Origin of the sequence: Corynebacterium sp. TAE3-ERU2, from assembly GCF_019209955.1 — a bacterium.
Classification (GTDB): Bacteria; Actinomycetota; Actinomycetes; order Mycobacteriales; family Mycobacteriaceae; genus Corynebacterium; species Corynebacterium megadyptis.
This window is the reverse complement of sequence record NZ_JAHUTL010000001.1, coordinates 596,277-620,615: the sequence shown is the minus strand read 5'-3', so window position 1 is coordinate 620,615 and position 24,339 is coordinate 596,277. Positions and strand designations below refer to the sequence as shown.

The 24,339-nt window shown below is 62.6% G+C and carries 22 protein-coding genes; 17 read left to right on the top strand and 5 right to left on the bottom strand.

Going from position 1 to position 24,339, the window contains the following annotated elements; genetic code table 11:
- Positions 1-5: 5 nt before the first annotated feature.
- From KRX12_RS02715 to KRX12_RS02685, 8 genes are all read left to right on the top strand, one after another.
- Complete coding sequence (locus KRX12_RS02715) at positions 6-1,154, top strand: iron ABC transporter permease (RefSeq protein ID WP_255550020.1); 1,149 nt, start codon at positions 6-8, stop codon at positions 1,152-1,154.
- Entirely contained in the window at positions 1,151-1,939 is a 789-nt protein-coding gene (locus tag KRX12_RS02710; protein ID WP_370625521.1) for an ABC transporter ATP-binding protein, read from the top strand. The genes KRX12_RS02715 and KRX12_RS02710 overlap by 4 nt, the downstream gene beginning before the upstream one ends.
- Positions 1,940-1,982: 43 nt before the next feature.
- Positions 1,983-2,117 carry a hypothetical protein gene (locus KRX12_RS10860; protein ID WP_255549107.1) on the top strand — a complete coding sequence of 45 codons (135 nt, stop codon included), beginning with the start codon at positions 1,983-1,985 and terminating at the stop codon, positions 2,115-2,117.
- 145 nt (positions 2,118-2,262) lie between these two features.
- Positions 2,263-4,368, top strand: coding sequence for a S9 family peptidase (locus KRX12_RS02705; RefSeq protein ID WP_218365605.1), 2,106 nt, complete (start codon positions 2,263-2,265; stop codon positions 4,366-4,368).
- 1 nt (position 4,369) lies between these two features.
- Positions 4,370-4,987 (top strand): 5,6-dimethylbenzimidazole synthase, encoded by a 618-nt coding sequence (bluB, locus tag KRX12_RS02700; RefSeq protein WP_218365603.1) that lies wholly within the window; start codon positions 4,370-4,372, stop codon positions 4,985-4,987.
- A gap of 60 nt (positions 4,988-5,047) precedes the next feature.
- Positions 5,048-5,737: a DUF2334 domain-containing protein gene (locus KRX12_RS02695; protein WP_218365602.1), complete on the top strand. Its 690-nt coding sequence runs from the start codon at positions 5,048-5,050 to the stop codon at positions 5,735-5,737.
- Positions 5,738-5,746: 9 nt separating this feature from the next.
- Positions 5,747-6,226 carry a glutathione peroxidase gene (locus KRX12_RS02690; RefSeq protein ID WP_218365601.1) on the top strand — a complete coding sequence of 160 codons (480 nt, stop codon included), beginning with the start codon at positions 5,747-5,749 and terminating at the stop codon, positions 6,224-6,226.
- A gap of 146 nt (positions 6,227-6,372) precedes the next feature.
- Positions 6,373-6,660, top strand: coding sequence for a hypothetical protein (locus tag KRX12_RS02685; protein ID WP_218364255.1), 288 nt, complete (start codon positions 6,373-6,375; stop codon positions 6,658-6,660).
- 269 nt (positions 6,661-6,929) lie between these two features.
- Here the strand turns inward: KRX12_RS02685 and KRX12_RS02680 are convergent, their stop codons facing one another.
- The gene (locus KRX12_RS02680) at positions 6,930-7,916 is read right to left on the bottom strand and encodes a sialidase family protein (protein WP_218365600.1); all 987 of its coding nucleotides are present in this window, start codon (positions 7,914-7,916) and stop codon (positions 6,930-6,932) included.
- A gap of 432 nt (positions 7,917-8,348) precedes the next feature.
- Here KRX12_RS02680 and KRX12_RS02675 point away from each other — a divergent pair, with 432 nt between their 5' ends.
- Together KRX12_RS02675 and KRX12_RS02670 are read left to right on the top strand one after the other, a co-directional pair.
- Positions 8,349-9,740 carry a GntP family permease gene (locus tag KRX12_RS02675; RefSeq protein WP_218365599.1) on the top strand — a complete coding sequence of 464 codons (1,392 nt, stop codon included), beginning with the start codon at positions 8,349-8,351 and terminating at the stop codon, positions 9,738-9,740.
- Positions 9,741-10,298, top strand: coding sequence for a gluconokinase (locus tag KRX12_RS02670; RefSeq protein ID WP_218364244.1), 558 nt, complete (start codon positions 9,741-9,743; stop codon positions 10,296-10,298).
- 193 nt (positions 10,299-10,491) lie between these two features.
- Here the strand turns inward: KRX12_RS02670 and KRX12_RS02665 are convergent, their stop codons facing one another.
- Positions 10,492-10,986 (bottom strand): ferritin, encoded by a 495-nt coding sequence (locus KRX12_RS02665; RefSeq protein WP_218364243.1) that lies wholly within the window; start codon positions 10,984-10,986, stop codon positions 10,492-10,494.
- A 598-nt stretch (positions 10,987-11,584) separates the two neighbouring features.
- Here KRX12_RS02665 and nrdF point away from each other — a divergent pair.
- The 6 genes from nrdF to KRX12_RS02635 all read left to right on the top strand — a co-directional run bounded on the left by nrdF (position 11,585) and on the right by KRX12_RS02635 (position 19,036).
- Entirely contained in the window at positions 11,585-12,598 is a 1,014-nt protein-coding gene (gene nrdF, locus KRX12_RS02660) for a class 1b ribonucleoside-diphosphate reductase subunit beta (RefSeq protein ID WP_218365598.1), read from the top strand.
- 327 nt (positions 12,599-12,925) lie between these two features.
- Positions 12,926-14,620, top strand: coding sequence for a cytochrome c oxidase subunit I (gene ctaD, locus KRX12_RS02655; RefSeq protein WP_218364241.1), 1,695 nt, complete (start codon positions 12,926-12,928; stop codon positions 14,618-14,620).
- Positions 14,621-14,980: 360 nt separating this feature from the next.
- On the top strand, positions 14,981-16,192 hold the full coding sequence (gene serB / locus KRX12_RS02650; protein ID WP_255549162.1) for a phosphoserine phosphatase SerB: 1,212 nt from the start codon (positions 14,981-14,983) through the stop codon (positions 16,190-16,192).
- A 13-nt stretch (positions 16,193-16,205) separates the two neighbouring features.
- Complete coding sequence (locus KRX12_RS02645; protein WP_218365596.1) at positions 16,206-16,949, top strand: peptidyl-tRNA hydrolase; 744 nt, start codon at positions 16,206-16,208, stop codon at positions 16,947-16,949.
- A 35-nt stretch (positions 16,950-16,984) separates the two neighbouring features.
- Positions 16,985-18,142, top strand: coding sequence for a Yip1 family protein (locus KRX12_RS02640; RefSeq protein ID WP_218365595.1), 1,158 nt, complete (start codon positions 16,985-16,987; stop codon positions 18,140-18,142).
- Positions 18,143-18,187: 45 nt separating this feature from the next.
- Positions 18,188-19,036, top strand: coding sequence for a YwiC-like family protein (locus KRX12_RS02635; RefSeq protein WP_218365594.1), 849 nt, complete (start codon positions 18,188-18,190; stop codon positions 19,034-19,036).
- Here KRX12_RS02635 and KRX12_RS02630 read toward each other — a convergent pair.
- From KRX12_RS02630 to KRX12_RS02620, 3 genes are all read right to left on the bottom strand, one after another.
- Positions 19,033-20,433 carry a class I adenylate-forming enzyme family protein gene (locus KRX12_RS02630; protein ID WP_218365593.1) on the bottom strand — a complete coding sequence of 467 codons (1,401 nt, stop codon included), beginning with the start codon at positions 20,431-20,433 and terminating at the stop codon, positions 19,033-19,035. The genes KRX12_RS02635 and KRX12_RS02630 overlap by 4 nt on opposite strands.
- Positions 20,430-22,442 (bottom strand): ATP-dependent DNA helicase, encoded by a 2,013-nt coding sequence (locus KRX12_RS02625; RefSeq protein WP_218365592.1) that lies wholly within the window; start codon positions 22,440-22,442, stop codon positions 20,430-20,432. The genes KRX12_RS02630 and KRX12_RS02625 overlap by 4 nt, the downstream gene beginning before the upstream one ends.
- 99 nt (positions 22,443-22,541) lie before the next feature.
- Positions 22,542-23,870 (bottom strand): nicotinate phosphoribosyltransferase, encoded by a 1,329-nt coding sequence (locus KRX12_RS02620; protein ID WP_218365591.1) that lies wholly within the window; start codon positions 23,868-23,870, stop codon positions 22,542-22,544.
- A gap of 132 nt (positions 23,871-24,002) precedes the next feature.
- Here KRX12_RS02620 and clpS point away from each other — a divergent pair, with 132 nt between their 5' ends.
- Positions 24,003-24,311, top strand: a complete 309-nt coding sequence (gene clpS, locus KRX12_RS02615; RefSeq protein ID WP_151529773.1) for an ATP-dependent Clp protease adapter ClpS — start codon at positions 24,003-24,005, stop codon at positions 24,309-24,311.
- The last annotated feature ends 28 nt before the right edge of the window (positions 24,312-24,339 follow it).

The following is a 24,339-nucleotide window of genomic DNA, read 5'->3' as shown; positions in this document are numbered from 1 at the left end:
TATTCATGACCTCACGCGTGCAAGATTCCAGCACGACACCACCCACGAACACCGCCGCCGACGCAGAGAATAAGGATGCGTCCGCCCGCCCCACCACCTTTGCCAGCACGGAGGTAACGGCCCAGCTGGTGCGGCAGCACCGCGCCACCACCGTCAAGCGCTGGCTGATTATCGCCCTTCTCGTGGCCGTGGCCATTATCGGCTTTATCGCCGCCACCGTGGTCGGGCCCACCAACTTGGGCGCGCGCGGAGTGGTGCTCGGCCTCATCAACCCCGGCTCGCTGAATAGCCAAGACCATACGGTGCTCTATAGCCTGCGCCTGCCGATGTCGGTGATGGCGTTGCTGGTGGGCATCGTGCTCTCGGTGGCTGGTGCGCAAATGCAAACCATTCTGGGCAATCCGCTGGCCGAGCCCTTTACCCTTGGTATCTCCGCCGCCGCAGCCTTCGGCGGTGCCGCCACCATCGTGCTGGGCTGGGTGATCATCGATCAACCCCAGTTCAACCTCGCCATGGTGGCGTGGGTATCGGCGATGATCGCCACCTTCGTGATCGTCGGCGCCTCTATCTGGCGTGGCGCCAGCGCCGAAACCATGATCCTGCTCGGCATCGGCCTCGTCTTCCTCTTCCAAGCCCTGCTGGCGCTCATCCAATACCGCGCCTCTACCGAGGCCCTGCAGCAGATCGTCTTCTGGTCCATGGGCTCAATGACCCGCGCCACCTGGGCCGGCAACCTGGTGCTCGCCATTGTGGTGGTCATCAGCATCCCCATCTTCGTCCTGCTGTCTTGGCGACTCACCGCATTAAAGCTTGGCGACGCCCGCGCCCAGGCAATGGGCGTGAACGTCCAACGCCTCCGCGTGGGTGTGCTGGTGCTGTGCTCCCTCATGGCCGCCACCGCTGTGGCCTTCTCCGGAATCATCGGCTTCGTCGGCCTGGTGGGCCCGCATATCGCCCGCATGCTCGTGGGCGAGGACCAGCGCTACTTCATCCCCGCCTCCGCCGCCGCGGGTGCGGTGATGCTCTCGGTATCGCACGCGGTGAGCATGCTCATCATCCCAGGTGTGGCCGTGCCCATCGGCATCATCACCGCCCTGGTGGGCGTGCCCTTCTTTATCACCCTTATCGTGACCAAGAGGAGGAACCTGTGGTGACCACCCTGAATCTCAACCACGTATCGGTGCGCTATGGCCGCAGCGTGATCGTCCCCGGTTTCGATTGCGAGCCGCTGCACGCTGGAGAGCTCACCGCTCTGCTCGGCCCCAATGCCGCCGGCAAGTCCACACTGCTCAAAGCGATTTCCGGGGTGAATAAACACCGCGGGACCGTGGTGCTCGATACGGGCGCGGAACGCTTCCAAGGTGCCAGCCTGCGCCGGCACGTGGGCTATGTACCCCAGGATTTGCCCAGCACCGCGGCGCTTCACGCCTTCGAGACGGTGCTCATCGCGGCGCGCCGGGCGAGCACCACCACCGGCAAGCCGGAGGAAGCGGCCGCCGCCACCATGGAGCGGTTGGGTATCGCGGATCTGGCGCACAGCTATCTCGGCGAGCTCTCCGGCGGCCAGCGGCAGCTGGTGGCCGTGGCCCAAGCCTTGGTGACTTGCCCAGATGTATTGGTGCTCGATGAGCCCACGAGCGCCCTTGATCTGCACCGACAGCTCTTTTTGCTGGATCTCGTGCGGGAGTGGGTGCGCGAGCACAACGCCATCGGCCTGCTGGCGATTCACGATATTAACCTTGCTGCCCGCTACTCAGACCGCCTAGTCGTGATGCAACAAGGCGAGCTGCACGCCGATGGCGCCCCCGATGAGGTGCTCACCCCAGAACTCATCCAGAACGTCTACGGGGTGCATGCCGAGGTATTCGAGCGTGGCGGGATGCGGATGGTGCAGCCGCTACACGCGCTCGAGCACGGTCACCGTGCACCGCATCTATAACCCATCTATAGTCGGAGACACCACGACCGAAGAGAGGAAAGTCATGGGAATCACCGAAATTTTGCTCATAGCTCTAACCCTGCTTCTGTTCATCGCGGTGCTCTACGGGCTCTACTGGATGGCCACGAAGCTCAACTCGGTTGAGAAGAAACTCGACGAGAATCTCTCCCGACGCTAAACAGCGCTCAACAGCGCTCAACAGCGTCCCCGCCGGCCCGCTAGCGTGCGGACAGGGCGGGACGGGGGCAGCAGGGTAGCGTCGATAAGCCTCGGCAGTCACCGGCGGGGAAGGGGACTGGGCCTCATTTGTAGAATGTGGGGTTATGACCGTACAGCCCCCTGTCGCTGATATCCGACCGATCACCCGCACCCACCATGGCCGCAGCTTTGTGGACAACTATGAATGGATGCGGGAGAAAACTGCCCCCGAGACAATCGAGTATCTCAACGCGGAAAACGCCTATACCGAGCAGGAAACCGCGCACCTAGCACCGCTGCGCGAGGCGATTTTCTCCGAGATCTCCTCCCGCATCAAGCAAACCGATATGTCCGTGCCCTCGCGCACGGAGAAGTACTGGTATTTCGGGCGCACCGAAGAATGCAAGTCCTATGGGCGCTCCTGCCGCATCCCCGTGGAGGACGATTCCTGGACCCCGCCGGAGATCCACCCAGATAGCCCGCATCCGCGCGAGGAAGTAGTGCTGGACATGGACGCCCTCGCCGAGGGCCATGAGTTTTTCTCCCTCGGGGCGATGGTCGCCACCCGCTCTGGGCGCTATGTGGCCTATTCCACCGATACCAGCGGCGATGAGCGATTCGAGCTCGTGATCAAGGACCTCAGCACGGGCGAGCTGCTCCCGGACCGTATCGCCGACACCTTCTACGGGGCGTTGTTCTCCGAGGATGAGCGCTATATTTTCTACACCCGCGTCGATGAGGCCTGGCGCCCCGACTCAGTGTGGCGTCACGAGATCGGCACCGACGCCGCCGCAGATGTGCGCATCTTCCACGAACCGGACGAGAAGTTCTGGGTGAGCATCGGGAAAACGCGCTCCAATAAGTATCTGGTGATCGACGACTCCTCCAAGCTCACCTCCGAGCAGTGGGTGTGCCCGATGTCTGATCCCACCGGCGACTTCGAATGCGTCATGCCCCGCACCTCCGGCGTCGAGTACGGGGTAGATCACGCCGTGGTGGGCGGCGAGGACCGCTGGCTGGTGCTGCACAACGCCACCGGCCCCAATTTCGCGCTGGGCTGGGCCCGCGTGGGTGAGCTGAACACGGTGGAGGACCTCCACGAGCTGCTGCCGCACCGCGAGGACGTGCGCCTCGAGGGCGTGGACTGCTTCGCTGAGCAGCTGATTCTCAGCTACCGCAGCGCGGGGCTGGCGCGGCTGGCCATCATGGCCCTGGACGGCGCCGACTTCGGGAGTTTCGCGCCGATCGAGTTCGATGAGGAGCTCTACTCCGCCGGGTTCGGCTCCAATGCGCTGTGGCACGCCCCGGTCCTGCGCATGGGCTATAGCTCCTACACCACACCCACCCAGGTGCTGGACTATGTGGTGGCCACCGGCGAGCGCATCGTGCGCAAGGAGCAGGAGGTGCTCGGCGGCTATGAGCGCGATGACTACACCGCGACGCGGGAATGGGCCACCGCCAGCGATGGCTCGCGCATCCCGATCTCGCTGATTCGTCGCGCCGATCTGGACCTCTCCCAGCCCCATCCGACCATGCTCTACGGCTATGGCTCCTATGAGATGTCCAATGAGCCGGGCTTTTCCGTTTCCGCGCTATCGCTGATGGATCGGGGCATGGTGATCGCCATCGCCCATATTCGCGGCGGCGGCGAGATGGGCCGCGCCTGGTATGACGAGGGCAAGATGCTGAAGAAGATGAATACCTTCACCGACTTCATCGCCTGCGCCGACTACCTGCTGGATTCCGGCATGACCACCTCGCAGCAGCTGGTGGCCCAGGGCGGCTCCGCGGGCGGGCTGCTCATGGGCGCGGTGGCTAATCTCGCCCCCGAGAAGTTCGCCGCGATCCAGGCGATTGTGCCCTTTGTGGATCCGCTGACCTCCATTCTCATGCCGGAGTTGCCGCTCACCGTGACCGAGTGGGAGGAGTGGGGCGATCCTTTGCACGATGCGAAGGTCTATGACTACATCGCCACCTACGCCCCCTACGAGAATGTGTGCGCCCAGAACTATCCCAATATCATGGCGATCACCTCGCTCAATGACACTCGCGTGCTCTACGTGGAGCCGGCGAAGTGGATCGCGAAGCTGCGCGCTACCGCCACCGGCGGCCAGTTCCTGCTCAAGACCGAGATGGTTGCTGGTCATGGCGGTGTCTCCGGCCGCTACGACAAGTGGAAGCAGACCGCCTTCGAATACGCCTGGGTGCTCGACCAGGCGGGGGCAGCCTAGCATGGAGCTTTTCGACGCCATCTCCCGGCGCCGCGATGTGCGGGCCGAATACACCGGCGAGCGTATCGACGCCGACTCCCTGCGCCGCATCCTCCACGCCGGCCATGCGGCCCCCTCGGTGGGCAACTCCCAGCCTTGGGACTTTGTGGTGGTGCAGGATACGGCCCGTCTCGAGGACTTCGCCGCGCACGTGGCCGAACGGCGCCGCGCCTTCGCGGACTCGCTGCCGGCAGAGCGCAAAGAGGTATTCAACCCCATCAAGATCGAGGGGATTCGCGAGTCCGGTACCGGGATTGTGGTGACCTATGATCCAGAGCGGGGTGGGCCGCATATTTTGGGTCGCCACACCATCGATGAGACTGGGTTGATGAGCGTCACCCTCGCCATTGAGAATATGTGGCTCGCTGCGACCGCGCTGGGGCTGGGCATGGGCTGGGTGAGCTTCTACGAGGAGGACTTCCTGGCCGACTTCGTGGGCTGTACAGGCAGCCAGCGCCCTGTGGCCTGGCTGTGCGTGGGGCCGGTGAGCCACCTTGAGGAGGTGCCGGATTTGGTGCGTTTCGGTTGGAACCACGGCCGCAGCCTCGACGACGCCGTTCACCAGGAGCGCCTGTCCTAGCGGCCTGAACCTAGGGCTGCTCGCGCTGCGGGCGCGGCGCTGGGGTGCGATAATCGCGCTATGCATCCCACGCTGCTGGTTTCACTCACCTCGGTTTTCGCTAGCACCATTGATGATGCGGCCGCGTTCGTGGAGCGGTGTCAGTGCCGGGATCTGCCGGTGTCCATTCTGGTGGCGCCGCGGATCGAGGAGTGGCGGCTGAAGCGCGATCGCGCCACCCAAGAGTGGCTGCGCGACTGCGCCGAGCAGGGCCATGCCCTCATGCTCAACGGCTTTGACGCCTCGGTGCAGGGCCGCCGCACCGAGTTCGCCACGCTGCCCGCCCACGAAGCGCGGCTGCGGCTCCGTGGCGCGCTGCGGCTGATGGACGATGTCGGTTTCGCGCTCGACCTCTTTGCCCCGCCCCGCTGGCGCATGTCCACCGGCACGCTGCAGGTGCTGCCCGAGCTGGGGTTTCGCGGTGGCGCCTCCACCAAAGGTATCTACGACTTTCACACCGGCCGCTTCGTGCGTACCCGCAATCTTTCTGTGGGTGAAGGCTATGGCAGCGTTTCGTGGTGGCGCAGCAGCATCGTCAAGGCCGCCCGCCGCGGTGCCGCCCGCAGCAATACGGTCCGGTTGTCTATCTCCGCCCGCTCGCTGGCGACGCCTGGGGCGGAACGCGACTTTTTCCATGCCATTGACGCCGCCACCGGCTATGGTGCCGAGCCACACACCTATCGCAGTATCCTCGATCGTTCCGGTGCGTAGGCTGGGAGCATGAGCACTTTTTATGACATTCCCGTGACCACGATCGATGGCAAAAAGACCACCATGGGCACCTGGGCGGGCCACGCCCTACTGATTGTGAACACCGCCTCCGAGTGCGGGCTCACCGAACAATACGAGGAGCTGCAGGAGCTCTTCGAGGAGTACATGATGCGTGGCTTCTATGTGATCGGCATGCCCTGCAATCAATTTGGGGAGCAAGAGCCGGGCAGTGATGCCGAGATCGCCGAGTTCGTGCGCCAGGACTTCGGAGTGGAGTTTCCGATGCTCGCCAAGGCCGATGTGAACGGTGAGGACGCGCATCCGCTCTTTGCACACCTGAAGGAAAAGACCGGGGGAGAGGACATCTCCTGGAACTTCGAGAAGTTCCTCGTGGATGACTCCGGCGAGGTCAGCGGCCGTTTCGGCCCCAAAACCGAACCCTATGACGACGATCTCATTGCGGCACTCGAAGAGATCCTTCCCATATAGATGCGGACCTTTTCTACCAGCGGATTTGCAATAACGGGGCCTTAGTGAAAAGATGAGAGCTAAGAGAGTTTCCCACCGGGAAACTGATCGCTCCCAGTCGGGGGCGATCCCTTAAGGATCTGATTGAAAGAAAGGCGTGTTTAAAGATGACTCACGTACACGAGAACCACGACCACGAGCACGGCCAGGACTGCGGACACACCGCCTTCACTCACGGTGATCACACCGACTATGCCCACGACGGCCACATCCACCGCAAGGTCGATGGCCAGTGGGTCGAGTGCGAGCAGGATGCTCACACCGTCCACGAGGATCACGATCACGAGCACGGCGAGGGCTGTGGCCACGAGGCTGTGGAGCACGGCGATCACGTGGATTACATCCACGATGGTCACCGCCACGCCAAGCATGGCGACCACTGGGACGATCACTAAGCATCGTTCCGACGAGGGGCCTCAAAACCCCACGTTGAATCGCTAGTTTACGTACACGCTTTAACCGGCACCTACCACGGGTAGGGGCCGGTTTTTGCTGTATATGCGCAGTTCAGGCTTGGTGTTGCGGTGGGGTGCTAGGGGCCTCGCACGATGGCGGGAGAGGAGTGTGTATCGCGGAAGGGTGTCCGCCCCAGCCCAACCCGCAGTTCACCCGACACGGCTAGACCGCCTGCACGAGAACACGCGCCACGGCCGTGGTGTGCTGCTTATTCCCACTCGGCGAGCGGCGGGGTGTAGAGCTCTGCGAGACAGCCGTCGCTTTCGAAAACCACCAGCAGTCGCTCGTCCACTCGGAGGGCGTCGCTATAGCCGAAACTGCCGGTGATGAGCGGGAGAGTGCTGCCATCGATCATGTTGCTTAGCGCGCCGGCACGGCGCTGCTGGCTATCGCTCGGGTGCAGTAGCCACGGCCCGAGCTGGGTGCCATTGCAGCCGGGATCCTCCAGCTCGCGCACCTCTACTGGGCTAAAGTGCAGGCCATCCTCGCTTGTTGCCCAACAGCGTCGTCCTGCGCCGCGCCCTTCGAAGCCCTGCACGCGGGCGTTGAGCACAATGCACCCCCGATAGATTGAGAGGCTGGTTTCGTCCAGATTGAGCTCAGGATGCGCAATCGGTTCGGAACAGGCGCGAACGTCCGTGCCGACCACATGCGCGATACGGATATGGGTGCGTTCACCCTGCCGCACGACATAGGGCAGCAGTGCTGCACCTTCCCACGTGATAGTAGAGCCCGAGGTGGCGAAGAGGGCATCGGCCTCCCAGCGCTCGTACAGCTCGTCAAGGCGACGGTGTACCAGTTCTTCGGGGGAGGGGCCGCTGGCCACCCACGGCTCGAGGCGCGGGCCATGCCGCGTGGAGGAAATATAGGACACGGGGCCACTGACCGAGGCATAGGCTACCGTCAACCGGCCCTGGCTCGAAGCCACACAGGCATCGCTGGATAGTGCCGGTCCGCCCTGTAGTGCGCGGGGTGCGGACCACTGCTCGGCGGGGCCGCGGACGAGATATGCCAGCCGATTGGGATTAGGCAGATCCGAGGCCATTACTTCGCCATTGAAGTCCGAGCCAACGCCGTGTGGGGGACGGGGGCGTTGATCAAAGAAGCAATACAGGGTGTCGTTATGGCGCACGAGGGCCGGAATCCGAACCTCTCCATCGGCGGTAGGAGAGAGGATGCGACGAGAACGAATCACCGTTTCATTATGAGCGCGCTGTGAAGCCGAATATCACTCTGGCGCCTGTGATACTTCCCTCTTTTCTGTAGTCCAAGAACATTACTGCCGGTTTATTGCCGAGAAAATGCAGGACACTGCCCTTGGGGGCGAACGTGCTGGGGTCAGCGAGCCGTCTGGGTCGATGAACGGGGCACATAGCTTTTCCCAAGGATAGAAATAAGGGGGCACTGAGCTGCGAAAACGCTAAATAGATGGGGTTGAATGTTGGGTTATTGGCACTTATTACCCCTCTTTAAGGGGAGGCGTTGTCTGGTTGTTCATAGCGGGTGATAAAAGAGATATAGACCTCTTTTCTGTGCGTTCGTGGATTAATCACACGCACCCGACATTCCTGCTCTCATATCCGCCATCGTGGATTCAGGGGCGGGACCATAGCTGAAAAGGATTTCTATGGAAACGTGGGAACAAACACTCGGGGCCGGGCCATTGCTCGGTATTGCCGCGGGTGCCATCGCGCTCATTCTCTTTCTCATCATCGGGCTGAAACTGCACGCATTTTTGGTGCTCATTCTGATTTCTGCCGTCACCGCACTCGCCACTGGTATCCCCGTGGCCGAGATTCCTGGGGTGATGGTCTCCGGATTCGGCTCCACATTAGGAAGTGTGGCGCTACTGGTGGGGCTTGGAGCCATGCTGGGCCGGCTGGTGGAAACATCCGGCGGTGCTCAATCCCTGGCTGATGTACTCATCCGGCGCTTCGGTGAAGACAAAGCGCCCTTCGCGCTCGGTGTGGCGTCGCTGTTTATCGGCTTCCCCATCTTCTTCGACGCCGGTTTGATGGTCATGCTGCCCGTGGTCTTTGCCGTGGCTCGTCGCCTTGGTGGCCCGATTCTGCTCTACGGCCTGCCCGCCGTGGGCGCCTTCTCCGTGATGCACGTGTTCATGCCGCCGCACCCGGGTCCGATCGCTGCCGCAGAGTTCTACAACGCCGATGTGGGCGTCACCCTGCTCGTTGGCCTCATCATGGTGTTCCCCCTGTGGTACATCACCGGTTATGTCCTCGCGAAGGTCTTGGGCCCGAAGTGCAACCTCCCCGTGCCGGAGCTGCTCACCGGTGGTCCCCTGGATCACGATCAGCCGGCCAAGCCGGCCTCTGCGGGTTCCGTCGTGGCCCTGCTGGCCATCCCGCCACTGCTCATCTTCCTTAACACCGGCACCTCCATGGCGGTAGCCGAAGGCTGGATCGACGCAGATTCGTCCCTCGTAAGCATCGGCTCCTTCTTTGGTAATACCGCTATTGCCCTGCTGATCGCCACCCTTATCGCCGCCTATGTGTTGGGTACGCGCCGCGGGCTCGACCGCAGCGCCATGGAGAAGTCCCTCGATGGTGCACTCGGCCCGATTTGCTCGGTGGTGCTCATCACCGGCGCCGGCGGCATGTTCGGCGGTGTGCTGCGCACCTCCGGCATTGGTGATGCTGTGGCCAGCTCCATGGAAGGCATCGGTATTCCCGTGATTCTCGCCTGCTTCCTCGTCGCCGTCGTGCTGCGCGTGGCGCAGGGCTCGGCCACTGTGGCTCTTACGACCGCCGCCGCACTCATGGCCCCAGCGGTTGCCGCAGCCGGCTATAACGAATGGCAGCTGGGTACCATCGTGATGGCTACCGCCGCCGGTTCCGTCTTTGCCTCGCACGTCAATGACTCCGGCTTCTGGCTGGTGGGCCGCCTCATGGGTATGGACGTGGCCACCACGCTCAAGACCTGGACGGTGAACCAGACGCTCATCGGTATCGTGGGCTTTGCCTTCTCCTACATTCTGTTCCAGATTGGAGCGCTACTTTAAATGACAGCTCAGGCTAGCGGCACGACCTCAACCCCCACCGTGCGTCACATCGTGTGCATGGGTGTCTCGGGCACCGGAAAATCGGTGGTGGGGGAGTATCTCGCCGCGGAACTCGGGGCGGTATTCGCCGATGCGGATAGCTTCCACCCGCAGGCCAATAAGGCCAAGATGGCAGCGGGTATCCCGCTCACTGACGAGGACCGCTGGCCATGGCTGGAGAATCTGCGCCAGTGGATCGCCGATCAGGATAAAGACGGCGTGACCACAGTGCTCGCCTGTTCCGCGTTGAAGCGCTCCTACCGAGACATTCTCGCGGCCGGGGCCGAGGGTGTGTTCTTCTTACACCTCGTGGCCTCCAAGGCGATCACCGCCGAACGCATGAATGCCCGCGCTGGGCACTTCATGCCGGCCAGCCTCCTCGACTCCCAACTGGCTACCCTCGAAGACCTCGACGACGATGAGTTCGGCGAAGAGGTGTCCAATAACGGCAGCTTGGAGCAAACACAAGCCTCGGCACTGCGCAGTATCGCCGAGCACTCGCCCGAGGCCACGCCCTAGCGCGCGAGCCGCTGCCCGCCCAAGGCGGTGGCCGAGAGACACACAACAACCCCCGATTCCCAGCTGCTGCTGAGACGGGGGTTGTTCTATGCCTTGAGGTCGGCGTCGATAAGCGTCTGCTGTGCCGGTGGCGCCAGATAACGCGAACCGCCGCGCCCCGACTGTGCGGGAACGCGGCGGTGAGGTGAGAGATTTAGCCCTCGGAGTTCAGCTCGGCGTCGACGCGCAGGATGCCTGCGCCGTCCTCGCCGGCCACTGCGAGGCGATCGATGATCTCGGAGACGGTGGCCTCCTCCTCGATCTGCTCGTCGAGGAACCAGTTGAGCATCGGGCGGGAGTCGAAGTCAGAGGCCTCGTCGGCGGCACGAACGAGATCGCGGATCATTTCCGAAACCTTCTTCTCGTGCTCGAGAGCCAGCTTGAAGGCGTCGATGGGCTGGACGACCTTCATCTCCGGGACGCTGACGGTGTTGATCTGGGGAACAACACCGCGGTTGAGCAGGTGGTTCGAGAAGCGCTCGGCGTGGCCCATCTCCTCGACGGAGTGGTTACGCATCCAGGCAGCCATACCAGTGAGGCCCTTGTTCTCGAGCTCGTAGGAGAGCTGGAGGTAGATCATCGAGGCTTCAATCTCGGCCGTGGTCTGATCGTTGAATTTCTTTGCGAGTTCTTGTGGAAAAGTTGTCATGCTTCAAATAGTAGCACCATCCACCCACTAATGTTTAATTCACTGCTCGCTTCCCCAGATTTATAAAGTATGGTTTACCTGCATGTTCGCGGTTAGTAAAGCCTAATATAAGCGCGCCCAACGCAGTGATGAACGTTAATAAAACATTTATTAAATCCTTTAATTGCCGGACGATCGGGGGTCGTTAATATTGTTTGTGTATTTCTCTATGTCGGTATTCACATGAATCTATATGTCGGCGGGCGGCGAAGAAGGTGAGCCTTGCTCTCTCACCGAACGGGGGTAGTCCGGCGGCAGGAGCGGGGTATGGGGTGTCGATATCGTTGATAGGCAGTGTCCTGCGCCGGACCGAAACCGGCGCTGGGGGAGGGGGCGCATGGGCGCGCAGCGGTAGTGCAAGAGGGGCGTGCGGGGGTTAAGCTAGGTGCTCTGATTGTGGGGCGCACGATCGTCCCCATGGCTATAGCACCGATTGTTGTATGTCCTCCATGCGCACCGTCGTGTCCACGCTCTCTATGTATTGAGGCGGTCGGCACGGCGTGTGCGCCCACATGTCGCGCAGAGGCGCGACGTTGCTAGATAAGAAGGGAAAGAAACCATGGCGGTTCATCCTGAAGCCCAGACTCCCGTGCATATCACCTCGGGGGAACCTGGCCGCGCCACTCCGGTGCAAGCTATTGACTGGAACACCATTCCCGACGAGAAGGACCTAGAGGTGTGGGATCGCCTCACTGGTAACTTCTGGTTGCCGGAGAAGGTGCCGCTGTCAAATGACATCAAGAGCTGGAGCACGCTCAATGAGCTGGAGCAGCGTGCAACCATGCGCGTGTTCACCGGTCTCACCATGCTGGATACGATCCAGGGCACCGTGGGTGCCGTGGCGCTGATCCCCGATGCGATCACCCCGCATGAGGAGGCGGTGTACACCAATATTGCCTTCATGGAGTCGGTGCATGCGAAGAGCTACTCCTCTATCTTCATGACGCTCTCGTCCACTGCGGAAATCAACGATGCCTTCCGCTGGTCCGAGGAAAACGAGAACCTCCAGAAGAAGGCCCACCTCATCTTGGACTACTACAAGGGTGATGATCCGCGGCGGAAGAAGGTGGCCTCCACGTTGCTGGAGTCCTTCCTCTTCTATTCGGGCTTCTATCTGCCGATGTATTGGTCCAGCCACGGCAAGCTGACCAACACTGCCGATGTCATCCGCCTCATCATTCGCGACGAGGCTGTGCATGGCTACTACATTGGCTATAAGTATCAGCGCAATCTGGAAGCGATCACTGAGGCGGAGCGTGCGGAGCTGAAGGAGTACACCTTCGACTTCCTCTATGACCTCTATGAAAACGAGATCGAGTACACCGAGGATCTCTACGATGATCTCGGCTGGACCGAAGATGCCAAGCGCTTCCTGCGCTACAACGCCAATAAGGCGCTGAATAATCTTGGCTATGAGGGGCTCTTCCCGGCCGATGAGACGCGAGTGTCGCCGGCTATTCTCTCCGCGCTCTCGCCGAACGCCGATGAGAACCACGACTTCTTCTCCGGCTCCGGCTCGTCCTATGTGATCGGCACCGCCGAATCCACCACGGACGACGACTGGGACTTCTAAGTCTCAGGAGGCTTGCTCGGGCGCGTCGATCAGTGCCATGCTTATCGACGCGCACCTATCGGCCGAGCTAACCCCCCTTTAGGTGTAGCCTCTCCACAAAAAATGTGTTCGACGTCACCATCCCTAAGCATTTTCTTAGGTAGAGCGGCGATCGGTGCAGCGGAAACCCCATTCTGGTTTCTAAAAGTGGTGGTAGCCGCTAAGGTAGGGGCAAGTCCAGATCCTAGGAGGACTGGCAGAAAAACTTATACTTCCCTTAAGATACGGAGTGTATGAACGTCGGCGGTGGGGGTTTATCTCTCAACGCCACCTAGTCAGGAGGAAATTATGACCGCTGTAGCGCCACGGGTCGACCAACCGGTCGCGCCCACGCGGCCTGCGCCTACAGGTCACGCTCGCAAGGGTAATCTGGCCTGGCGGATGCTAACCACCACCGACCACAAGGTCTTGGGCATCATGTACATCATCGTGTCCTTCACCTACTTCTTTGTCGGCGGTTTGATGGCACTGCTTATCCGCACAGAGCTCTTTGAGCCTGGCCTTCAGATGCTGTCGAATGAGCAGTTCAACCAGCTGTTCACCATGCACGGCACGGTGATGCTGCTGCTGTACGGCACCCCCGTCGTGTGGGGCTTTGCTAACTACGTCATGCCGCTGCAAATCGGTGCGCCGGACGTTGCCTTCCCGCGCCTGAATGCCTTCGGTTTCTGGATCACCACCGTCGGTGGTCTCGTTATGCTCGCTGGATTCCTCACCCCTGGTGGTGCTGCGGACTTCGGCTGGACCATGTACTCGCCGTTGAATGACGCCATCCACTCCCCGGGCATCGGCTCGGACTTCTGGATCGTGGGTGTGGGCGCCACCGGTGTCGGTACCATTGCCTCGGCTATCAACATGCTCACCACCATCCTGTGCCTCCGCGCCCCAGGTATGACCATGTTCCGTATGCCGATCTTCACCTGGAACATCTTCGTTACCTCGGTGATCGCACTGCTGATCTTCCCGCTGCTGACTGCAGCTGCTCTGGGCGTTCTTTATGATCGCAAGCTGGGCGGCCACATCTACGCTCCGGGTAACGGCGGCGCTCTGCTCTGGCAGCACCTGTTCTGGTTCTTCGGCCACCCTGAGGTCTACGTGCTGGCACTGCCGTTCTTCGGTATCGTCTCCGAGATCGTGCCGGTATTCTCCCGCAAGCCCATGTTCGGCTACGTTGGCCTGGTCTTCGCGACCCTCTCCATCGGCGCCCTGTCCATGGCTGTGTGGGCCCACCACATGTTCGTCACCGGTGCCATCCTGCTGCCCTTCTTCTCCTTCATGACGTTCCTCATCTCGGTTCCGACCGGCGTGAAGTTCTTCAACTGGGTGGGCACGATGTGGCGCGGTCACATCTCGTGGGAGACCCCGATGATCTGGACCATGGGCTTCCTGGTGACCTTCCTCTTCGGTGGTCTGACCGGCATTATGCTGGCCTCCCCGCCGCTGGACTTCCACATCTCTGAGTCCTACTTCCTCATCGCTCACTTCCACTACACCCTCTTCGGTACCATCGTGTTCGCATCCTGCGCTGGTGTGTACTTCTGGTTCCCGAAGATGACCGGTCGTATGCTGAGCGAGGGCCTGGGCAAGATCCACTTCTGGCTCACCTTCATCGGCTTCCACGGCACCTTCCTGGTTCAGCACTGGCTGGGCAACATGGGTATGCCGCGTCGTTACGCCGACTACCTTGAGTCCGATGGCTGGACCACCCTGAACCAGATCTCCACGGTGTTCTCCTTCGTCCTGGGCCTGTCCGTGATCCCGTTCATCTGGAACGTGTTCAAGTCCTGGCGCTACGGCGAGATCGTCACCGTCGACGATCCCTGGGGTTATGGCAACTCCCTGGAGTGGGCAACCTCCTGCCCGCCCCCCGGCCACAACTTCACCTCGCTGCCGCGTATCCGCTCCGAGCGCCCCGCGTTCGAGCTGCACTACCCGCACATGGTTGAGCGCATGCGCAAGGAAGCACACGTCGGCCGCCACTAGGCACCGCGTTCGAGGGATACAACCTCCTAGAAACCTCCTCGACTAAGGCGTTACCGTCTGGATCCACCTCCAAGGTGGCCGGGCGGTAGCGCCTTTTGTGCGTTGTGCACCACAGCCATTCGCCCCCGTATGGGCCTAAAAAGGCGGCTTCACGCGGCATAACTTCAGGAAAACACCGTGCAAGCGGGTAGCGTGAGGAATTTGTCAGAGCCATTAGCCCGCCTTCCACGCGCCTAAAGCGCCTCGGGAGGGGCATCGACATCTCGAAGGACAGCAACTACCGTGATCACCTCGGCGCTTGCCACCAGCACCACCAGCGATATTTCCACCACCCTTCGGGAGGGGCTCACACCCGCCGTCATGACTGTCACGGGTCCCGACCGTTCTGGAGTGACCGCCGCCTTCTTCCGCGTGCTTGCCGCCCACCGCGTGCAGCTCCTGGACGTCGAGCAGTCCCAGTTCCGCGGCCGCCTATCACTGGCCGCACTCGTCGGCTTCAATGTGGACAATGAAGAAATGCTGCGCGTGGGCCTCACCGAGACCATGCGCGCCTACGGGATGCAGATCACCGTGGAAGTCAGCGATGAACTCTCGCCTACCCGCCCGATGTCTACCCACGCGGTCGTGGTGCTCGGCTCCCCAGTGACGGCGCAGCACATCTCGGCCATCGGCCAAACCTTGGCGGACTACGGCGCGAATATCGACACCATTAGGGGACTGTCCGACTATCCCGTCACCGGCATCGAGCTGCTCGTCAGCGTGGCCAACCCCGAGCCCGGCGGCGGTGTCAGCCTGCGCAAGGCTCTCGCGGAACTCACCGCCTCCTTGGGCATTGATATCGCGATCGAACGGGCGGGGCTACAGCGCCGCTCCAAGCGACTCATCTGCTTCGACTGCGATTCCACCCTCATCACCGGCGAGGTCATCGAGATGCTCGCTGCCCACGCGGGCAAAGAGGCCGAGGTCAAGGACGTCACCGATCGGGCAATGCGCGGCGAGTTGGACTTCGAGGAGTCGCTGCGCGAGCGCGTCGCCGTGCTCGAGGGCTTGGACGCGTCCATCATCGACGAGGTGGCCCGCGATATTCAGCTCACCCCGGGCGCCCGCACCACCATCCGCACCCTCAAGCGCATGGGCTATCGGGCCGCAGTGGTCTCCGGCGGCTTCATCCAGGTGCTGGAGAACCTCGCCGCGGATCTCGATCTGGATTATGTGCGCGCCAATACCCTCGAGATCAAGGACGGGAAACTCACCGGCAAGGTGATCGGGGAGATCGTCGACCGCGCTGCCAAGGCGCGCTTGCTGTCGGAGTTCGCCGCCGACGCTGGGCTGCAGATGCACCAGACCGTGGCCGTGGGCGATGGCGCCAACGATATCGACATGCTCTCTGCTGCCGGTCTCGGTATTGCCTTCAACGCCAAGCCGGCGCTCAAGGAGATCGCCGATACCAGCGTGAACCACCCGTATATGGATGAGATCCTGCACATCCTCGGCATTTCGCGCGAAGAGATCGATTCCGAGGACCTCGCAGAGGGCACGTTCCGCCGCGTGCCGCTGCCCACGCACAGCTAGTACTTTCATCCGCATGAGCGATATTCCCGATAGCTTCCGCGCGGCCCATGCGCGTCTCTCGGCTCTCAACGAGCCCCGTCCGCCTCATCGCGAGGATCCCGCCGATCCCTCCACGGTGCAGGCGATGCCGATCGTGCTGCACATGCCCAAGAATGAGCGACCGGATCGGTTGAGTCTGTCTGCGGCGGCAGCAATGGCCGTCGTGGCGTGCTGCCTCGACGAACGCGCCGGCGGCGATACCGCCTACGCCGCGGGGCTCGCGGGCTGGTACGGCGCCCGGATCCGCAAGGTATCGCGCCGCGCCCGGAATATCCACTGGCGCCGCGCCCAAGAAGTACCCGGGGTGACGTGCAGCGTCAACGGCGCCGAAGCACGGGCCTGCGTACCCTCGGCGATCGCAGACACCGATCCGATGATCGCGAAACTACAGATTGGTGGAACTGATCTCCCGCCGGTGGAGGAGGAGCCGCCGCTGCGGGATGTGCCCCTGATAGCAGTGGATCGTGATTTGCAGATGAGCGTCGGCAAGCAAACTGCGCAAGTAGGGCACGCCTCCATGCTGTTGGCCGCGGCGCTACCTGTGGAGGACGCCTGGACGTGGGCGCGCACGGGTTTCGAGCTGCAGGTCCGTGAACTGTCCCGGCCGCACTTCCGCGAGTTCTGCGCCCAGCCCGGTGCCGTCGAGGTGGCCGATGCAGGGTTTACAGAGGTGGCGCCGGGATCTGTAACTGCCGCCGCTATCTACCGTTGCGACTAGTGCAGTTCTTGTAGCGCATGCGCTACCGTTGTGGCATGACCTACCCCCAGAATCCTTATGGCGGACAGCCGGATCCGAACTTTAACGCGTACAACGGTTACGGCCAGCCTGGAGGAAGCCAGCCCCTCGGTTCCCCAGACTTGAGCAGCGCGCTGACCATCTCGTGGAAAGTATTTGCCCAGAACTGGGTTCCCTTGGTGTTGGGCAATCTGCTGTTCACCGTCCTCTCCACAGCCATCGCAGTAGGCCAACTCGGCCTGACATCCTTTGTCACGGGTGCGGGCGCCACCGAAGAGCTCACGGGCTCAGAGATCAGCAGTATGATCCTGTTCCTGCTGCTGTTTATGGTGCTGACCTTCCTCTCGAGCTTCTTCCTGTACCGCACCTCCAGCGATGCGCTCCGCGAAGGCAAGCTGTCCTTTAAGGAGTTCTTCCGGGTTGATCGTTTCCTGGGCTTCCTCGGCATCGGCCTTCTCGTAGGACTGTTCACCCTGATTGGTCTGGTCTTGCTTTTCATTCCGGGCATCGTCGTGGGCGTGTTGTTGTGCTTCTCCCAGATCGCGTATCTGCGTGAACCCGAGCTGGGTGTCTGGGGCGCGATCAAACGCTCCAAGGATGTTGTGAGCAAAAACGTCGGCGTGGTGCTCTTGGCACTGCTGCTCGTGATTCTCGTGAGCATGGTCGGCAACTGGTTGCTTGTGGCCACCGTGGTCACCAGTCCGTTTATTGCCGTATTCATGACCGTGCTCTACGAGCAGTCGCGCGGCCCGGCGGGGCTGTTCGCTGATCCCAGCTCCCCCTATGCTGGCGTCGCCACCAACGCGACGCAGCCGCAGGGCTACTACCAGCACAATGGCGGGGCCTATCCGACCTATGGCCAGCCCGGCCAGGATGGCTATCCGCAGCAGGACTATCCGCAGGGCGGCTACCAGCAGTACCCGCAGCAGTATCCCCAGCAGGGCTACCAGCAGCCGCAGGAGGATTACTCCCAGTACAACGACGGCGCTACTGGCTCGGGGCCGAGCAGCTGGCAGGGCTATAGCTCGCCCGAGCCCACCGCGCAGCCGGGGGCGCACTCGGGATCTGAGTACCAGCACCCGGAGGGAACCTCGGAGTGGCCAGAGCCGCCGGAGAAGCGTGAGATGCGCTTCAAAGACCCCAACGACGGGGAGGATCCCCGGCCGCAGGGATAAATATCACAGTGTGGGCTTAGCACAGCGTCGCCTACACTAAGGCCTGTGAATACTTCATCATCACAGTCCTCCGCCCGCGCGGACGCCGCACCGCGGCGCCGCACACCACGGCCCAAGCGCAATCGAGCCTGGGTGCCAGATCAGCACGGCGCTTGGGTGATGGTGATTCTTCCCTTCCTCATTGGTGTGTTCCTCGCGGGGGTGCATCCCTTGCATATTCCGCTCGCCATCGCATGGTTGAGCGGATACTTTTGTTTCTTCGCCGCCGGCCTCTTTCTCAAGGTCCGCACCGCCACCCGCGGTGATCGACGCGCGCAATACGCCACTCCCATGTATGTCTATGGGGCGATTTCAGCGCTCGCGTCCCTGATAGTGCTGGTGTTCCAGCCCCAACTCATTGCCTTCGCGCTGCTCTTCGGCCCGCTCGTGGCTATCGCCGTGTGGGAGGCATGGAATAAACGCGGCCGCTCCTTGGCCTCGGGGCTGTCGACGGTGGTGGCCTCGAGCCTCTTGGTTGCCGTGGCGTGCGCCATCACCGATCAGCTCGACCGCGGTGTGTGGATCACCACCCTATTGCTGGCCCTGTATTTCGCTGGCACGGTGCCCCTGGTGAAAACGCTGATCCGCGATCGCGGCAGCCGCCGCATGCTGGCGATCTCGCTGGGCATGCATGTTGCCGCTGCTGTGGTGGCGGTGGGATTGTTCTTCGCCGGTGAGGCATCGTGGTTCACGGCTATCGTGTTCTGCCTGCTGGTGGTGCGAGCAGCCGTGCTGCCCACAATCAACAACCGCCGCATCGCCGAGGGCGAGGCCCCTCTGAGCGCCAAGAAGGTGGGCCGCTGGGAAAGCCTGTGGACACTCCTCGTCACCGTGGCGATACTGCTGCCAGTTTAAGAGCGCAGTACCCGCCGCAGCGTCTTGCCCGCCGCCGAGCGGGGAATGGATTCCACGAAGCGCACCTGCCGGATCCGTTCAAAAGGGGCGACGCGCTCGGCCACAAAGCGCATGAGCGCTGCTGCCTCCACGCCTGAATCATCGGCCACCACACAGGCCACGGGCATCTCCTCGCCATCGTCTCCGACACCGGAGACCACGGCGCAGTCGAGGACCCCAGGGCAGCTAAGGACGATCTCCTCGAGTTTCACCGGCGAGACCTGGAAGCCATGGGATTTAATGATGTCTTTCCAGCGGTCCACGATGAACACCTCACCGCGATCATTGGCATAGGCCATATCTCCGGTGCGCAGCCAGCCATCGACGAGCGCCCCATAAGAATCGGGGCCCGCCCCGGAATAGCCGCGCATCACCTGCGGCCCGGCAACCCATAGCTCGCCGACCTCGCCGGGGCCACGCTCCTGCAGGCTCAGCGGATCAACGATGCGCTGCTGAGTATTGCGCAGCGGCGGGCCGATAGAGTTCAACGGCGATTCCGCCACGCTAAGGTGCGTCACCGGCGAGGCCTCGGTGAGGCCATAGCCTTGGCGGATCGGCACTCCCGTGCGCTGCATGGCGGCGCGCGCCATGGTGGACGGCAATGAGGCCGCGCCACTGATCATCTGGGTGCAGTGGGAGAAATCAATCTCGTCTACTAAGGGGTGTTGTGCGAATAGTCGCGCTAGGGGAGGGGCGATGAAGGTGGTGTTCACCTGCCAGCGCTCGTGGTTGCGCAGGAATTCCGTTGCGGAAAAAGGGGCGGTGACCACGCGGGCACGGCAGTACAGCGGCACGGTGAGTAGCGCCGTGAGCCCATAGATATGGCTCAGCGGCAGCATCGACAAGCAGGTCTCGCCCGCGGTGATGCCCACCCGCTCAGCGAATTGCAGCACATTAGCGCACAGGTTGCCGTGAGTGAGCTCCACGGCCTTCGGCGCCCCCGTCGTGCCCGAGGAAAACGGCAGGCAGGCGAGATCCTGCTCGCGTGCGGCGGCGAAATCGGCCAGGGCTGTGTGTGGCTGCTCCAGTACAGCGGTGATATCAGCGCCGCTGCGTAGCGCCAGCTGTGCCCCCGCCTCCCGCAGCTGGGCGGCGGTATCCTTCTCCGAGAGATGGGTGCCCAGAGGGGTAGCTACAGCCCCGGCGGCGAGAACGGCGAAGAAGCTCCGGGCAAAGTCGATCCCATTCGGCAGCTGGATGCCCACCACATCCCCCGCCCGGATACCGCTGCTATGCAGCGCGCCGGCAAGGTCGAGAATATCCGCGCGCAGTTGCGGGTAGCTGATACTGCGGTCGGGATCCACCACGGCGGTATGAGAGGGGAGGGTGGCGTCGAAAAGCAATGCTGCAAGATTCATGAACGCACCAGCCTCTGCAGCGCCCCGCGCACCACCGTCGGATCGGCGGTTTCCCACATCGGCGGCAGCGAACGCCGCAGGAAAGAGCCATAGCGTTTGGTCACAAGGCGTTGATCCAGCACGGCCACCACACCGCGGTCGGTGACCGAACGCAGAAGCCGGCCCGCGCCCTGGGCGAGCAAAAGGGCGGCGTGGGTGGCCGCGACCTCCATAAAGCCATTGCGGTGTTCGGCGTCGGCGGCCTCCTTACGGGCCTGCAAGAGCGGATCATCGGGGCGGGGGAAAGGAAGCCGATCAATCATCACCAGCGAGAGCGACCGCCCCGGCACATCGACACCCTGCCACAGGGTGAGAGTGCCAAAAAGACACGTGTTTTCGTGTTTGGCGAACTCGGATACCAGGGCCCCAATGGAGTCATCGCCCTGCAGCAAAATGTCGAAGGGCAGCACCGGGCGCAGCTTCTCGGCCGCTTCACGGGCGGCCCGCCGCGAGGAGAACAACCCCAGGGTGCGGCCGCCGGCAGCCATGATGAGCTCGCGCATCTCCTCGAGCGTCTGCGGCGATAGGCCGTCGCGGCCCGGGGCGGGCAGATGGGTGGCGCAGTAGAGAATGCCCGAGGAGCGGGTATCGAAGGGAGTGCCCGCATCTAGGCTGTCCCAGCTTCCCTGCTTCAGCCCCCAGGAGGCTGCCATCGCATTGAAGTTGCCGCCCAGCGCCAAGGTGGCGGAGGTGAGCACAACCGTGGAGGTGGCAAATAGCTTCTGCGCCAGCAGCGGCGCCACCGAGAGCGGGGCCACGTTCAGCGAATCGCGCCGGGAGCTGGAGGAGAACCCGGCGGCCTCCGGGGAGGAGGCATAGGGGCGATCGAGCCACACCACATCCTGCTGCTGGGCGGGATTATCGGTGTCAAAGACCTCCATGATGCGGTCGATGGCATGCACCAGCTCGCTCACGTGATTGCCCAGCGAACGACGCTCGGCCGCAGCCTCCTGATCTTCCCCCAGCTCGCCGCCGTCGAGAGAGGAGAGCATGCTGCGGCACTGCTTGCGCACGCTCAGCAGCATTCCCGACGCCTCCTCGCTGATCTCTAACCAGCGCCCTGCGTCCTCGGCCTCCAGGGTGCGGTCCCATTCTTCGGCGAGCTCGGTGAGTTTCTCTTCCTTGCCATCCACCCCCACCTTGGCGGCGCGGGTGGCGGTGAGCTTCAGGGCGGTCGAGGACAACGAGTTCGTGGAGACCGCGGTGATACGCCCATCGAGTTCGTGAGCCTCGTCGATGATCACCGCATCATGCTCGGGGAGGATATCCACATCGGAGAGCGCATCAATGGCTAAGAGGGCGTGGTTGGTCACCACCACATCCACATCGGAGGCGTGGTGGCGGGCCTGCTCGGCAAAGCAATCCTCGCCGAAGGGGCAGGTGGCCGCGCCCATGCAGTCTTTTGAGCTCACACTCATCAGATTCCACACTCGGTCGCTAACCCCGATGTCGAGATCATCGCGGTCACCGGTCTCGGTCTCATTCGCCCACTCGGTGATGCGGCGCACCTGCTGGCCGAGCTCCGAGAGCTCGGTGGGCTGCTCCTCGGCCTCGCCCATCGGCAGGGAGGGGTCCTCGGCATTGAGCTTGTTCAGACAGAGGTAATTATTGCGGCCTTTCAGGATGGCGAAGGTGGGATCCCGCTGCAGCTGGGGGCGCAGGCCCTCGACGAGCGCCGGCAGATCGCGGCCCACGAGCTGCCGCTGCAGGGCGATCGTGGCGGTGGAGACGATGACGGTGGTATCGGTCTCGTGTGCATAGCGAAAGGCCGGCACCAGATAGGCCAAGGATTTGCCGGTGCCGGTGCCGGCTTGGACGGCTAGATGCCGCTGGCGAAAGAGAGCAGAACTGACCGCGTGGGCCATCTTTTCCTGTCCCTCGCGGCGTGCCCCGCCGAGGTGCTCGACGGCGGTGCTGAGCAGGCCACTGACATCGTCCGTGGGCGAGGCGGTGCTGTCGGGGGAACTCATAACGCTCATAGTAATGAGCGCCCCATGCGGGGTGGAGAGTCAGCTCACCCGAGAACCCCGCCGCGCCCGCAGTGGTCCGGCGCGGCCGGTGGTGCGCGCCTAGTTCTCGAAGCCGTAGAAGCGGGTATTCACCGCGGGTTCTCCCCGCGAGAGCGCCAGACCCTCCCACGGCAGCGACTCGATTTCTCGGGCCAGATGTTCCCGGGACTGCTTCAGCGTAGGCAGGCCATCCACGATGGCGCCGCCGCGCATCAGCGGCTGTGTCAGCTCCACGTGCTCGAGGCGTCCGGTGGCGGGAGTGTCGTGGTCGAAGGGGTAGATGATCTCCTCCACGGCGGTGCCGGTGGCGCGCCGGGTACGGATGGCACGCTTGGTGCCGCCGTGGGAGCGCTTATTGGAGGAACGCTTGGATACCGGGTGGCCGTCGACTTCTACGAGTTTGTACACCAGACCTGCGGTGGGGGCGCCGGAGCCGGTGACCACCGAGGTGCCCACGCCGAAAACGTCCACGGGATCGCCGCGCAGGCCGGCGATGGCGAATTCATCCAAATCGGAGGACACCACGATCTTGGTGTCGCTGGCGCCGGCAGCATCGAGCTGGTCCCGCACCCGCCTGGTGAGCATGCCGAGATCGCCGGAATCAATGCGCACTCCGCCGAGCTGCGGCCCGGCCACGGCGAGGGCGGTTTCTACGCCCTTAGTGATGTCGAAGGTATCCACTAGCAGGGTGGTGCCGACGCCTTGGGCGGCCACTTGCGAGCGGAAGGCCGCCTCTTCATCCGGCTGGCCGTTCTCGTCCACGTGCAGCAGCGTCCAGGCGTGCGCGGCGGTGCCGGAGGCGGGCACCCCGTAGCGGTGGGAGGCCTCTAGGTTTGAGGTGGCGTAGAAGCCGGCCAGATACGCGGCGCGGGTGGCGGTGACGGCCGCGTATTCGTGGGTGCGGCGGGAGCCCATCTCGAGGATCGGTCGGCCATCGGCGGCGGTGACCATGCGCGCGGCGGCAGAGGCCACCGCGGAGTCCGCGTTGAGGATGGAGAGAATGACCGTCTCTAGGATCACGCATTCACCAAAGGTGCCGCGCACCGTGAGCACAGGCGAGTAGGGAAAATACAGCGATCCCTCGTGGTAGCCGTCGATCTCGCCGGAGAAATGATAGTTGCGCAGATAGTCGAGAGTCTCGGCACTGAGGAAGTCGAGGCTGTCGAGCTGCGCTTCGGAAAACACGAAATTGGTCACGGCATCCAGCACCCGGGGTGTACCGGCGACCACGCCATAGCGGCGCTCGCTGGGCAGGCGGCGAGAGAAAACTTCAAACGTGCATTGCCGATTCACCGAGCCGTCCTTGATGGCGGCTTCCAGCATGGTCAATTCATACATGTCGGTGAGCAGCGCCGAGGACAGACTTTTCAGGTTCTCGTGTTCTACCATGCCTTTACCATACGCGTTCGTGCAGCGTTTCTCGCTTATCGACGTCGTCTCCTTGGCCGCAGCTCAGCAGCTGCTCAGGCAGAGAAGTCCCGTGGACGCTGCTTTATGACTACCCTATGGAGTATGGATGCAATGAGTACCCCCTCGGCGCCGATGGCTACGCCTGAGCTCGACGAAGCGATCGATGTGGATGTCACCACCAGCGAGAATTTGCCGTGGCTGTGCATCTGCTGGGACGATCCCGTGAATCTGATGAGCTACGTCTCCTATATCTTCCACACGGTATTGGGCTACGACAAGAAACGCGCCAATGAATTAATGATGCAGGTCCACACCGAAGGTAAGGCCGTAGTCTCCTCCGGTGAACGAGACAAAGTCGAAGCCGATGTGAAGAAACTGCACACGGCGGGCCTGTGGGCCACGATGCAGCAGGCAGGCTAAGCCGCACCGTCGTCATCGCGCCGCCGAG